Raw genomic sequence first — 13883 nt, 5'->3', positions numbered from 1 at the left:
GGTAAAACCGCAATCGATCCGCAAACAGGCGAGTTCAATGCCAACCTGCTGCCGGACATATCAAAGAAGAAATCAAATCGAAGATCGGGGTGATTGCATCGCTGACGGGCGCGGCCGTGGGCGGCACGCCGGCAGAGGCGCAAACCGGAGGGGCGGTCGGGCAGAATGCGGTGGAAAACAACCTCTATCTGACATCGGAAGCCTTAAAACGGGATGAACAGACAGCCCGTAAAATTTATTCCGTCATAAAAGAGCAAGTCAAACATGAATGCAGTTCCACAGGAAGAATTACCGAATGTCGTCAAAAATATAGGACGCATTATCGAATTTACCCAAGACCAACGCTTTGACAGTCGGTTTAAGGACTTAGAAAAAGAATCCTTATATTACCTAAATCAACATCCTGATTTAGTAGCCTCTTATTTGAAGGCTGAGTACGAAAAGCTGGATAGGGAAGACAAAAGTATCCTGCACCGCTACATCTCACCCGGGGCTGAAATCGTTTCGGGCAGTTTGGGTGTTGTTCTTTCAGGAGTAGCCGGAGGCGGATCTTGTGCCGAGACTTTCGGCTTAGGCTGTGCCGCCGCTTTGGTTGGTGTAACGTCTTCCTACGATCATGTCATTACTGGGGCGAAGAACTTCGGAAAAAAAGCCAGCGAACAACGACCGACGATTACGGTTCAGACCTTGAAGCAGTTGGGGCTGTCGGAGCAGGCTGCGGAATATGTTCAGTTTTCTATAGATTTGTTCAGTGTGGGTAAATCAGGAGCCGGTATGCCTAAGGCTAAGCCTGTGTCTGATGCAAAACCGAGATGGGAGGTTGATAGGAAGCTTAATAAATTGACAACTCGTGAGCAGGTGGAGAAAAATGTTCAGGAAACGAGAAGAAGGAGTCAGAGTAGTCAGTTTAAAGCCCATGCGCAACGAGAATGGGAAAATAAAACAGGGTTAGATTTTAATCATTTTATAGGTGGTGATATCAATAAGAAAGGCACAGTAACAGGAGGGCATAGTCTAACCCGTGGTGATGTACGGGTGATACAACAAACCTCGGCACCTGATAAACATGGGGTTTATCAAGCGACAGTGGAAATTAAAAAGCCTGATGGAAGTTGGGAGGTGAAAACGAAAAAAGGTGGGAAAGTGATGACCAAGCACACCATGTTCCCAAAAGATTGGGATGAGGCTAGAATTAGGGCTGAAGTTACTTCGGCTTGGGAGAAAAGAAAGGAATTAGAAGGTCAAAAATGGAGAGGTACAAGTAAATCTGGTGTTGAAATAGAAGGATTTACGGAACCTAATCGAACAGCTTATCCACTTTATAATAGTAAATGAAGTATTGATTAAAAAGGTGTTTTTAAATGTATAAAATAAAATGTTTTTATGATCAGTTTAGTTCTGGTGAATTATTTAACTACTGCCAGTTTTTAGATAATTCTTCTAATCAAAAGATAAATACACGAGGAACAGTGTATCAATATATTATTTATGTTTTAACAGGAGACCTTTATCTACAAAAAGACATAGATGAAAATTTAGAATTTATCTATCAAGCAGAAAATAATCCCAATGAAGTTTATTCAGGAGGTGGACAAGGTTTTTGCTGGGATATTTCTGCTGAAAAAGTAGTTTTCTATCACAACGAATTTGATGAAGAAGACGGCTGGCCTGATTTAAGCTGTTCGCTGCATACTTTTAAAACTGCTTTAATTGCTTGGAATGCTTTTTTGCAATTGCCTAAAAGTATTCATTCGGTGGTGGAGACTGTGATTGAGGAATAAGCATAATTAGCTTAATGAATAGAATCAGCGATATAGATTGGACTGCAAATCCACGCTTATACGCTGTGCCATGATTAAGATGTTAGAACTTGTATTGAATACAAGTTCTCATAAACGAATGGCAGCAATCCTTTGATTTAGATAAGATCCTTGATTTAGAATAATATTGTCCAATTATTTGCAATCATTCTATAAAAATCAAGGAACTAAAATCATGAACAAAACCCTATCGCGTCATCTTCAACTTTTGTCGTGGCTGCCTGATGGTTGTTGCAGAGAATGTGAAGTGCGAAGGTAAAAGCTGTGCCGATAGTGATTCAGCAAGCCGTAGCCCATATGAAACCTAAACTCAACAAGTAAGATGTGTGCGGAACGCACACATGCGGTTCTCAAGGTTTGAGCTAAGAGGCCGTCTGAAAATAACAAATGGGTTTTGCCTATGGTTGTTTTCAGACGGCTTCAGATTTCGCTTCCTCTTTTCCATATCCTATAAACATGTGATTAAATTTTCATTTATGGCGTTTTTTTATCTTTTTGTCTGTTTTTGTGCATTGCTATAATTGCCCGCTTACATTACCATACCGAACAGGACAACAAACAAACCGGCGCCGGCGTACGTGTACAAGTTTCCTTGGGCACCGCCTGGGAGGCTTCGGGCAACTTCAACCAAAGCAAAGCTTCAGGCAGCAGTGACAGTGCGGCTATCCAATCCGGACTTTTTGCAGGAGAAGGCGGCTACCACATCGAGGCCGACAGCATCCACCTAAAAGGCGGAGCCATTACCTCTACCGCGCCGAAGGAGCAAAATGAATTAACTGCCAAACGTCTTACTTTTGAAAATATTCAAAACCAAAGCAGTTATAGCGCATCCAATGTCAGCTTGAGCGGTAGTTACGGTAGCGACAGCCCCTCTGAACCCCCCGACAACGCCGACTTCCGTCAAACAAACTTAGGTAAGGCATTTGCACGCTCTGCAGGCAAAAATGGTACCGACTTCAACCCCGGCTTGCCGCAATATGAAAAAGGCGGCGACAACAGCACCACCTATGCTACCCTGAGCGAAGGCCGTCTGAACATCGGCGGCAAAGAGACCACTACGCAAGAACTGGGTATCAATAGTGACAGCAGTAACGCACACCGTGCTGTTGCGGCTCTGCCCGATTTAGCCAAGATTACCGAAAAGCAACAGATTATAGCTAAAGCAACTTCCGATATAGTAACCGCTGCGCACACTTTCAGCAGCAACCGCCAAAAAACCGCTGCAGAAAATAAAGCCAAAGCCGAATCGGAGTTCGAAGGCCGTCTGAAAGCCCAAAATGACGGTAGCTATGAAGCCTACGCCAAACTGGACGAAACCGAACGGCAAAAAATCCTAATCAACTACTCAGAAACCTATCGCAAAGCCGATGCCGAAGCCCAAAATTGGGGGGTGGGAGGTAAACACAGCCGTGCCCTTAATGCCGGCATCACCCTCGCGACCGGTCTGCTTGGTGGTCAAAGCGGATTGCAAAGCGCAGTCAATGCCGCTGCGCCTTATGCCTCCGAAGCAATAGGCAGGACATTTGGACACGGTGAAAACAAAAACGAAACCGCCCAAGCCGTCGGACATTTCCTTTTAGGAGCAGCTATTGCCCGCGTCAACGGTGGTAATTTTGCTGCCGGCGGCTCGGCTGCAGTTGCAGCTGAAAAAGCAGCGGAACATCTTGCCCAACGGTATAACGACGGTAAAACCGCAATCGATCCGCAAACAGGCGAGTTCAATGCCAACCTGCTGCCGGAACATATCAAAGAAGAAATCAAATCGAAGAGCGGGGTGATTGCATCGCTGACGGGCGCGGCCGTGGGCGGCACGCCGGCAGAGGCGCAAACCGGAGGGGCGGTCGGGCAGAATGCGGTGGAGAATAATTCAGTGGGTATATCATATTCTGCTTGGAAAAAAGATCAGGCTTTAATGAAAGAAAATCCTGCCGCTTATTCGCAATTACGAACAGAACAACTCCAGGCTATTAACTTTTTGATTGACTTTATTCCAGTTATCGGAGATATAAAAGGTTTTGCAGAAGCAGAAACCAAAGGCGATTATTTCTTTGCTACTGTAGGAATAATTCCACTTTATGGAGATGCTGCCAGAAAAGTCCATCAAGCCGAAAAAGCTTATCAGGCAGCCAAAGCCGCTAAAAATACAGAAAAAATGAAGGCCGCAATAGATCAAGCCCGCCGCAATCTGGGAAACATAAGGTCGAATGTTACAGGCAGTGATCCTTTGTTGGCGGGTGTGGGGAATATCCGTATTCCTGTAAACGGCAATGTTGCGAAGGGGGGCAGGATTCCGGATACGGCATTGGCGTCGAAGAATTATTCGAGAAATGATTTAAGGCCACATAAAGAATCAAGCACAGGATCATCTGTACCTGTTCCATCTGAAACCACAGTAACTTTTAGAGAGGGTAAAGATAGCTATGAATTAAAATATCAATCTAATGAAAAACACTCATTAGGACACGGTGGGAAAAGACCTGGACATGAAGCATCATTAGAACCTAAAAATTCTTTAGAATTATTTCAACAGTCAATTTCCGTTAAAGACGGTATGAGGGTTACTTTTGATAAATCAACTGGTGAAGTGCATCAATTTTTTTCAGGTACTGGCAATAACAGGAATTTGTATCACTGGGCAGGAATTTTAAACAGGAATAGAATAGATAAACTTAATATCCAATTGCGTAGAAAATTGGGTATTCCTGGAAAATAAATTTTATTCAAGGAGTATTCTAAATGATTTTTGGGAATCCATATAAATTTGCAATTTGGATTGAGGAGATAGACGAATGGAGTTCAGAAAATTTTTCCGAAGGGATTTTTACATTTTTTGTGAATGGAGACATGATTCCTCAAGAACTACCAAATACATCTACTTTTTTACCAAATTCTTTGCGTAGCATACAACAGTTTATTTCAATAATTGATGATCTAGAGTGCCCTAATTTATTTAACTTAGACTATTGTAATGCATATGTTTTTTTGAACGATGCTGTTCATTATCGTAATATGGAATTATCAGAAGAGGAATCTTATTCATATTGGAAATACTGTATAACAGAATATATTGATAACCCTGAAGAAAAAGACAATATTTGGTATTTATCTAATAAGCATAATGAAAAATTATTATATTTAAATGATAATATTGTTAAGGAATCGGTGTTTAAAAAAGGATATATAAAAAATATTATGGAAAAAATAATTATGAAATTTAATTATATTTAAATGATAATGATGAAATTTATCTCACATAAAATCTATGTTTAAAGATGCATCAAGCACGTGTTTTTTAATATCTTCCAGAACTGGTAGGCTTATAAAGCCAACAGGAAGTAAGTATGATGCTCACCATATTCAACCATTAGAAAATAATGGTGGTAATATTTGGCAAAACATTACTCCAGCTAGGTATCCTGATTGGATAGATAATATGTTTGAACGAATAAAAAATTCTTCTATTATTGTGAATAATTTCGACGAATATTCATTATGCCAAGAGAAAAATCTATTTTTTAAATTACCAGATAGTGATTTTCTAGAGTTAGAAAAGCATATCCAAATTCCATATGATTTATTCTGCTTTTGGAAAGAAATTGGTTATGGTTTTCTTACTGTAAATGAAAGTGGAAGTATTCGATCAGAGTCTGATAATCGAATTATGGATCCTTTATCTATTTTAGATATATTGGTTGGGGAATCAGAACAAGTTTCTTCTAATTTTGTTATTGAACCATATCAAGTACCATTTTTCGAAAGATTTAGTGAATATTTTATTTGTTTTGATAGGCGAAATTTAAATAAGCCTAAACAACCTGTCTATTGGATATGGGATATGGAAAATCCGTTAGCTGACTCAATAGAGAGTTTTATTTACAAGTTATTTGAAAATCCTGATTTTTTAAATGAAATTTAGCAAGCCGTAGCCCATATGAAACCTAAACTCAACAATTAGCACAAGGTTTGAGCTAAGAGGCCGTCTGAAAACTGAACTGCACCCCAAAAGTTGGACACATCCCCTCCAACTCACAAGGTGCAGTTTTTTTATGAGCAAATATACATTACACTTCAAATACCAAGCCGTACTCTACTACCTGCATATACGCAGCCAACAGCGTACCGCAGACCACTACGGCATCTCCCGAACCCACCTGCGACGATGGATACGCGCCTATCAAGAAGGCGGCGTCGGCGCACTCGAACATCCCCAATCCAAAACCATGACCGACCACCGCAAAAACCCCTTCATCGCCGACAAACCCGACCACGAAAAAACACAGGCGGAGCTTATCGAAGAGTTGTGCTATATGCGCGCAAAGGTTGCCTACCTAAAGGAGTTAAAAGCCCTCAGCAAAAAGCGGACCGAAAAGAACAAAGCCAAACCGTCCAAACACTGAGGGCGCAACACCCGCTCAAATACCTGCTACACATCGCAAACCTGCCCAAAAGCAGCTTTTACTACCACCACCAAGACCGACCCGACCCCGATGAAGCCGACAAAGCCCTCCTCGTCGAAACCTACCGGCGGCATAAAGGACGATACGGGCAAAGGCGCATTGCCGCAGCATTGGGTTGGAACCGCAAAAAAGTGGCGCGGTTGATAAGACAGCTAGGACTGAAAGCCCTCATACGGGCGAAAAAAGCCTACCGCCATCCCGCCATGGGCGAAATATCGGAACACCTCCTCAAACGTCGGTTCACAGCCAAAAAGCCCAACGAAAAATGGCTGACAGACGTGACCGAACTCAAAGGAAAGGACGGCAAACTGTACCTCTCGCCGATCTTGGACTTGTTCAACCGCGAGATCGTCGCCTACGCCATGAGCCGCAGAGCCGACAGTGAAATGGTGAAGGAAATGCTCGAAAAAGCCGCACCCCGGCTGACTGATAAAGGAACAATGCTTCATTCTGACCAAGGCGTGCTGTACCGTACGGCGGGGTATAGGGAATTGCTTGCCCAACATTCCATGGTTCAAAGCATGTCGCGAAAGGCGAATTGTTGGGACAATGCACCGATGGAGAGTTTCTTTGCGGTGTTGAAGACGGAGTGTTTCTATAACGCAGGAGAATTGACGGTGGACGAATTGATGAAACAGATAGATGATTATATGGATTACTACAACCGGGAGCGTTGCAGTTTGAAATTGAAAAAGCTGAGTCCTGTCGCATACAGAACCCAGCTTACACAGAGCGCCTGAATAGGCTTTTATGAGCGTCCAAAATTTGGGGGCCAGTTCACGTTTCAGACGACCTTTATTTAACGTTACCGAGCTAGCGGGTTACAAAGCGCAGTCAATGCCGCTGCGCCTTATGCCTCCGAAGCAATAGGCAGGACATTCGGCCACGGTGAAAACAAAAACGAAACCGCCCAAGCCGTCGGACATTTCCTTTTAGGAGCAGCTATCGCCCGCGTCAACGGTGGTAATTTTGCTGCCGGCGGTTCGGCTGCGGTTGCAGCTGAAAAAGCAGCGGAACATCTTGCCCAACGGTATAACGACGGTAAAACCGCAATCGATCCGCAAACAGGCGAGTTCAATGCCAACCTGCTGCCGGAACATATCAAAGAAGAAATCAAATCGAAGATCGGGGTGATTGCATCGCTGACGGGCGCGGCCGTGGGCGGCACGCCGGCAGAGGCGCAAACCGGAGGGGCGGTCGGGCAGAATGCGGTGGAAAACAACCTCTATCTGACATCGGAAGCCTTAAAACGGGATGAACAGACAGCCCGTAAAATTTATTCCGTCATAAAAGAGCAAGTCAAACATGAATGCAGTTCCACAGGAAGAATTACCGAATGTCGTCAAAATATAGGACGCATTATCGAATTTACCCAAGACCAACGCTTTGACAGTCGGTTTAAGGACTTAGAAAAAGAATCCTTATATTACCTAAATCAACATCCTGATTTAGTAGCCTCTTATTTGAAGGCTGAGTACGAAAAGCTGGATAGGGAAGACAAAAGTATCCTGCACCGCTACATCTCACCCGGGGCTGAAATCGTTTCGGGCAGTTTGGGTGTTGTTCTTTCAGGAGTAGCCGGAGGCGGATCTTGTGCCGAGACTTTCGGCTTAGGCTGTGCCGCCGCTTTGGTTGGTGTAACGTCTTCCTACGATCATGTCATTACTGGGGCGAAGAACTTCGGAAAAAAAGCCAGCGAACAACGACCGACGATTACGGTTCAGACCTTGAAGCAGTTGGGGCTGTCGGAGCAGGCTGCGGAATATGTTCAGTTTTCTATAGATTTGTTCAGTGTGGGTAAATCAGGAGCCGGTATGCCTAAGGCTAAGCCTGTGTCTGATGCAAAACCGAGATGGGAGGTTGATAGGAAGCTTAATAAATTGACAACTCGTGAGCAGGTGGAGAAAAATGTTCAGGAAACGAGAAGAAGGAGTCAGAGTAGTCAGTTTAAAGCCCATGCGCAACGAGAAGCATCAATAAAATATTCTCTAAATGCCCTAGAAGGCATGAGAAATAATGGAGGGCATGCAATTAGACATTTAGAAGGCATTCTTATTCCTAATACAGGATCATTAGAAAATAGGGTTAATGCTTTCCGAAAAATTGCTTTGCCAATATTACAATCCCCTGTTCATAAAGCAGATTGGAGAATTGGTGCAACAAATGGTATAGCTCATTTAGGTAAATCAAATGGGAAATATGTTGTTATTGTTGTTGCAAAAGATGGGCCGTATAAGGATAAAGTCATTGCAAGCTTTATACCAGATAATAATCAATTAAACCTAATTAGAGGTAACTAAATGAAAATAATAGATTTTTTAAAAAATTGTGGTACTGACCAGTTTTCTATATTGTGTTATGGTATTTTTTTAAAAGAAGACAGAAATCATGAAAATATAAAGCAATGGGAATCTAGATCACGTTGCATTAAATCTGAAAAATATATTCTTGAAAATAATGAGTGGAAATATGATATTTTTTTAACAGAATCTTATTTTTTATATTCCAAAAATATTGATTTATTTAATGTAATTAAAGATGAAATACTAAATATCAATCAGCTTAATCCAATAGCTATAATATGCATGTTTGATGGTGCTTTCTCAGATTTTAATTATCTGAAGAATATAGATATAATTCAACAAACTTATGCATTCTGGTCAAAAGATATTGGTTTGTATATTGCTGAAGATACAGATACCCTACAATCAAATGAATGGAGTGAAAAAATTATATATCTATATAACCATATAGATATATAACAAGCATAGCCAGTCTGTCTGATAGCAAGCGTGGGTGCTCGCACTCACGCGTTCTCTTTTTCGCTGTTAATCCGCTTTCAGGCAGCCTTAAAACCACTTACACTTACCTTTTTTGTTTTACCCCCCCCTCTAAACTATGCCCACCATCTCAACCCTTAAACATCATCTCCCCTAAACTCTACCTCAATGAACAATGGAACGAAAGCGAAGCACTCGGTGCCATCACTTGGCTATGGTATCAGTCGCCTACGCATCGCCAAGTACCTATTGTGGAGATGATGACGTATATATTGCCTGTGTTAAAAAACGGGCAGTTCGCTTTGTTTTGCAAGGGTACCCAACCAATCGGTTATATCTCATGGGCTTATTTTGATGAAGTGGCGCAGGCGCATTATTTAGAATCTGACCGCCATTTGCGCGACAACAGCGATTGGAACTGTGGCGACAATATTTGGTTGATTCAATGGTTTGCGCCATTGGGACACAGTCATCAAATGCGCTCAGCTGTGCGCCAGTTATTTCCTAGTAGGACACTACGCGCCTTGTATCATAAAGGGAGCGATAAGGGTTTGAGAATTTTAACTTTTAAAACTTGATGCAATCGTGTATTGAATGCCCATTGATGATTTTATTGATTTTGCGACCATGCCATGAAACTTCCTTTATCCTATTTGCCTAATATTCGCTTTTTGTCTTGGTGCTGCTTATTGGCAGGTATCATCGCTCCTGCTACTTTGTTGGCCTCCCCCAACCCTGCCGAAATCCGTATGCAGCAAGATATTCAGCAACGCCAACGCGAAGAGCAGTTGCGCCAAACCATGCAGCCTGAAAGCGATGTGCGTTTGCATCAAAAAACACGGGGGAAACGGTTAATCAGTTGATGGGCGATGACAGCAGCCAACCGTGTTTTGCCATTAACGAAGTGGTGTTGGAAGGCGAACACCATGCTCGGTTTCAGTTTGCCCTAAAACGTGCCTTGCGCGAAACGGGTTTTCAGGCTGGCAAGTGTTTGAATGCAGGCGACATCAATCACATTATGACGGTTGCGCAAAATATTTTGATTGGACGGGGTTACACCACCACGCGCATTTTGGCTGCGCCACAGGATTTAAACAGCGGTAAGCTGGTTTTAACGGTGTTGGCAGGTTATCTTAAAAACGTTGAAATGGATATGTCGCAAGCGAATCAAACCCATGCTGGACGCATTGCGGCGTTTCAAAATGAATTTCCCACGCGTTCAGACGGCATCTTGAATTTGCGCGATTTGGAACAGGGTTTGGAGAATTTAAAGCGTATTCCAACAGTGGAAGCAGATATTCAAATTGTGCCTGTGGAGGGGGTACCCAATCAAAGTACGGTACTGGTGAAATGGCAGCAAAGATTGGTGCCTTATCGTTTGAGTGTGGGGATGGATGATTCGGGTACCAAGGCAACAGGTAAATATCAAGGCAATGTTACTTTCTCGGCGGATAATCCATTGGGATTAAGCGATTTGTTTTATGTGAACTATGGACGTTCCATTGGTAATGTTCCCGATGAAACAGACAGTTCAGGCAGCCTGAAAAAAGGTGGTACACACAATTATGCGCTGCATTACTCTGTGCCGTTTGGCAAATGGACATGGGCATTCAATCACAGCGGCTACCGCTATCATCAAGCCGTAGCAGGATTAAGTGCAGCGTATGATTACAACGGTAAAAGTTACAACACCGATTTAGGTTTCAACCGCCTAATCTACCGCGATGCCAAACGCAAAACACATGTTGGTGCGAAATTATGGACACGCGGAACACAAAGCTATATTGACGATGCGGAGATTACAGTGCAACGCCGTAGAACGGCAGGTTGGTTAGCCGAGTTAAGCCATAAAGAATACATTGGCAACAGTACGGCTCAATTTAAGATTGCTTATAAACGTGGGACGGGTATGAGTGATGCTCTGCGCGCGCCTGAAGAAGCCTTTGGCGAAGGCACGTCACGTATGAAAATTTGGACGGCGTCGGCTGATGTAAATACTCCTTTTCAAATCGGTAAACAGCTATTTGCCTATGACACATCCGTTCATGCACAATGGAACAAAACCCCGCTAACATCGCAAGACAAACTGGCTATCGGCGGACACCACACCGTGCGTGGCTTCGACGGTGAGATGAGTTTGTCTGCCGAGCGGGGATGGTATTGGCGCAACGATTTGAGCTGGCAATTTAAACCAGGCCATCAGCTTTATCTTGGGGCTGATGTAGGACATGTTTCAGGACAATCCGCCAAATGGTTATTGGGCCAAACTTTAGCCGGCACAGCAATTGGGATACGCGGGCAGATAAAGCTTGGCGGCAACCTGCATTACGATATATTTACCGGCCGTGCATTGAAAAAGCCCGAATTTTTCCAATCAAGGAAATGGGCAAGCGGTTTTCAGGTAGGCTATACGTTTTAAAACGGCATAGTCAAATCAACGGTAACTATAGATATAGCTTTTCATAATAAAATACCTATCATGATTATGGTAAGAGATGGCTGTGTTTTGATATTAGATTGACACAGAAATTTAAGAAGGAATCATGAAATACATGATTCCTTCTCGTTTGCCTACATTAAACATATAGGCCGCCAACTCAATCAATAGAGTGATTTACCAGTTTTCCAATCTTCCCAGTATATCTCCTACCGAATACGATTCTTCTAATTTCTCGGTTTCAAACACCATAAGATGAAGTGATTTTCAGGGTGAAAGTCGACCGGCCATCTCTGACAGCCGGTTCAGACCCGGCAGCTACCGGAATGTAAACGGTAGACCTTCTTCATTTTCATCCGGGATAAAATGCCATTGTTGGGCCAGCCATCCGTTATCGCGCAATACATCCGAGTATTTAACAAGAACCTGTTCTTTAGCTTGAACGATTGTATCTATCATAAAGGATGCATCTTCTCTTCCCAAATCGCAATATTTCTCAGCAAAATCCAACAATGTATTCTTGGAAGGGTATGTTTTCTTACCGAGGTCAGTTAGGTTCAATGCCAGCATATCGTCATAAGCATCAAAAGTTCCTTGTGTTCCAACTCCGTATATTGATGTATCCAATACATCATAGGCAGGTGCAAGACGTACATCGTATTCGTCATGATAGAGTACTGAAAAATTTTTGAGGTATGCATCCCCGTTTTTCAATATGCAACTGGCGGCAAGCTGGTTAAAGAAATGGATTAAATCTTCATCGGGTCTACCAGATATCTGACGAATAATCTGTGCAATAGCCGCATAACTGCCTTTATATTTATCTTCTACCGAATACTGGCGCAGACTGGTAAAGTCTTCCATCCCTAAAAAATAACCCTGTTCGCCGACATCAAACCGACGTACCAACAACACGGATGAATCTTCCGACAAGCTGGTTTGTGCAACTGGAATACCTGCTTGTTTGATTGTTTGCATACATAAAAATTCATTTGCAGCCAAACACGGGTATTCTGACGGATCAAATCCCTTGGCAATGTATGAGTCAGTTTGCTTGGTATTTCTGCTGATGGCATCTAAGGACATCTTCTGCTGTATCCCGGATACGCTGACGAAACGGCCGTGATGGAAGATTTCTGCCATATATTGCTGAAAAACCTGTCGGGCATTTATGCCCAGCAAATCTCGTTCAGTCAATATTCTTGGATTTTTCATCTCCAACCCGTCAATCCATTCATTAAAAAGCGAGTCATTACAGCGCACATGTATCCGACCCAAAGCCTCTCTGCCCAGAATTGCCAAGCGCAGCATCTCATTGTCTTCAAAAGGCGCATCATGAAAAGCATATTTGCTTGTGATGTGTGCAGCCAAAAAGCCTTCCGGAAAATACTGTACAAAGATATGCGGCATGTTGTTGCTGATATATACCTTGCTTCTGTCTTGATGATGCAGGCCCAGCAACGAAGAATTGGAATTGTCGTATGTGAACCGATACATGGCCCCCTTTTCCAGAGTACCGATTCTTTCATCGTTTGCCCAAACATCCAAATGGGTGATTCTGGGTTTACGCATACGATTTCCGAATACGGCGAGGATAGACTTCATCATGAGAAGTTCTTTCAAACTGGAACAGCGGGTCGTTTAGATACCTCTGCTGATTTAATTGTACTTTGCGTATTGCGGATGAAATTCAGCAATACCGCTTCTCGTGCCTTTTATCTCGTTCGGTTAGCATTACATTATTGGGTTTTTGCGTTTCCATAGCTGTAAATTCTCCCATTCTTGAGTATTCAAGTGCGGTTCGATTTGGTTAAGTAAGTCATAAACTGATTGCTTGTCTTCATCGCTTGGAAACCAATCATCTAAAATCACACGACCGATTGAGCCAGTTTGTAACACTGCTGTGTAAAGATAATCCACGCAAGCACGGGGGTGATCTGCGAGCCAAACTGGGATGTTTTCAGGATAATAGCCCATCTCATTGAAGCGGTTTGTTCCATCAATCACACCAACGTTACCAAGCAAATGTAACGTGCTACGTGTTTGATCTTTGCCATAAATATAGAAATCTTGGGGGTAAGCATCATCATTAAGGGCTGCTGCACTGTGCCAATCGCCTGTACCGTTAGGACTATGCACGTTTAAGGCTACAATACTGCTAACATATCGATCAGGTTCCGTTGGGGGTATATGTAACATAAAGATTCCTTAAAATTTAGCAGAGCAAAAGTGGTTTCCATGTTTTAGGACATATTTTACAGGATAGTCACCCCAATAATGTAAGGCTGTGTTTTAGTAATCTTTTGATTTCAATTACTTGCAAGGGAAGAGACAATTATTTTCCGGTTAGGAATAAACCTATCCTGTTGAATACCTTAAAGCCAAACAC

The 13883-nt window shown here is 42.8% G+C and carries 11 protein-coding genes and 4 pseudogenes; 13 read left to right on the top strand and 2 right to left on the bottom strand.

Annotated elements, in window-relative coordinates; translation table 11 throughout:
- Positions 1 to 89 precede the first annotated feature (89 nt).
- The 13 genes and pseudogenes from FGL10_RS13065 (at position 90) to FGL10_RS11805 (ending at position 11476) form a co-directional block, all read left to right on the top strand.
- Positions 90 to 350, top strand: a complete 261-nt coding sequence (locus FGL10_RS13065) for a VENN motif pre-toxin domain-containing protein (RefSeq protein WP_415087385.1) — start codon at positions 90 to 92, stop codon at positions 348 to 350.
- Positions 351 to 762: 412 nt separating this feature from the next.
- Positions 763 to 1335 (top strand): annotated as a pseudogene (mafB, locus tag FGL10_RS11870) (polymorphic toxin MafB class 2); the annotation flags it as partial.
- Positions 1336 to 1361: 26 nt separating this feature from the next.
- Positions 1362 to 1781 (top strand): protein MafI, encoded by a 420-nt coding sequence (gene mafI / locus FGL10_RS11865; protein ID WP_003711570.1) that lies wholly within the window; start codon positions 1362 to 1364, stop codon positions 1779 to 1781.
- Positions 1782 to 2017: 236 nt separating this feature from the next.
- Positions 2018 to 2107 (top strand): annotated as a pseudogene (locus tag FGL10_RS13060) (hypothetical protein); the annotation flags it as partial.
- Between the two features lie 305 nt (positions 2108 to 2412).
- A complete protein-coding gene (locus FGL10_RS12740) occupies positions 2413 to 4533 on the top strand; it encodes a VENN motif pre-toxin domain-containing protein (RefSeq protein WP_232043714.1) in 2121 nt (706 codons plus the stop codon).
- A gap of 23 nt (positions 4534 to 4556) precedes the next feature.
- Positions 4557 to 5048 (top strand): immunity 42 family protein, encoded by a 492-nt coding sequence (locus tag FGL10_RS11840; protein WP_003711489.1) that lies wholly within the window; start codon positions 4557 to 4559, stop codon positions 5046 to 5048.
- Positions 5049 to 5082: 34 nt separating this feature from the next.
- Positions 5083 to 5736: a hypothetical protein gene (locus tag FGL10_RS11835; protein ID WP_231844341.1), complete on the top strand. Its 654-nt coding sequence runs from the start codon at positions 5083 to 5085 to the stop codon at positions 5734 to 5736.
- Between the two features lie 130 nt (positions 5737 to 5866).
- The gene (locus tag FGL10_RS11830) at positions 5867 to 6217 is read left to right on the top strand and encodes a helix-turn-helix domain-containing protein (RefSeq protein ID WP_003711431.1); all 351 of its coding nucleotides are present in this window, start codon (positions 5867 to 5869) and stop codon (positions 6215 to 6217) included.
- A complete protein-coding gene (locus FGL10_RS11825) occupies positions 6121 to 7017 on the top strand; it encodes an IS3 family transposase (RefSeq protein WP_003711493.1) in 897 nt (298 codons plus the stop codon). The genes FGL10_RS11830 and FGL10_RS11825 overlap by 97 nt, the downstream gene beginning before the upstream one ends.
- An 81-nt stretch (positions 7018 to 7098) precedes the next feature.
- Positions 7099 to 8271: pseudogene (locus FGL10_RS11820) on the top strand (VENN motif pre-toxin domain-containing protein); the annotation flags it as partial.
- Between the two features lie 306 nt (positions 8272 to 8577).
- Positions 8578 to 9039 (top strand): hypothetical protein, encoded by a 462-nt coding sequence (locus tag FGL10_RS11815; RefSeq protein WP_004467569.1) that lies wholly within the window; start codon positions 8578 to 8580, stop codon positions 9037 to 9039.
- Positions 9036 to 9635: a protein-lysine palmitoyltransferase gene (locus FGL10_RS13125; RefSeq protein ID WP_332000816.1), complete on the top strand. Its 600-nt coding sequence runs from the start codon at positions 9036 to 9038 to the stop codon at positions 9633 to 9635. Before FGL10_RS11815 ends, FGL10_RS13125 begins: the two co-directional genes overlap by 4 nt.
- A gap of 54 nt (positions 9636 to 9689) precedes the next feature.
- A pseudogene (locus FGL10_RS11805) lies at positions 9690 to 11476 on the top strand (ShlB/FhaC/HecB family hemolysin secretion/activation protein).
- 336 nt (positions 11477 to 11812) lie between these two features.
- Here the strand turns inward: FGL10_RS11805 and FGL10_RS11800 are convergent.
- Positions 11813 to 13102 carry a type II toxin-antitoxin system HipA family toxin gene (locus FGL10_RS11800; RefSeq protein WP_036470677.1) on the bottom strand — a complete coding sequence of 430 codons (1290 nt, stop codon included), beginning with the start codon at positions 13100 to 13102 and terminating at the stop codon, positions 11813 to 11815.
- Positions 13103 to 13228: 126 nt separating this feature from the next.
- Positions 13229 to 13693 (bottom strand): hypothetical protein, encoded by a 465-nt coding sequence (locus tag FGL10_RS11795; protein ID WP_003711114.1) that lies wholly within the window; start codon positions 13691 to 13693, stop codon positions 13229 to 13231.
- Positions 13694 to 13883: the final 190 nt, after the last annotated feature.

Origin of the sequence: Neisseria lactamica, assembly GCF_901482445.1 — a bacterium.
In the GTDB taxonomy this organism is placed as follows: domain Bacteria; phylum Pseudomonadota; class Gammaproteobacteria; order Burkholderiales; family Neisseriaceae; genus Neisseria; species Neisseria lactamica.
Note: the sequence above shows the minus strand (reverse complement) of the source record. Positions and strands in the feature narration are given on the sequence as shown.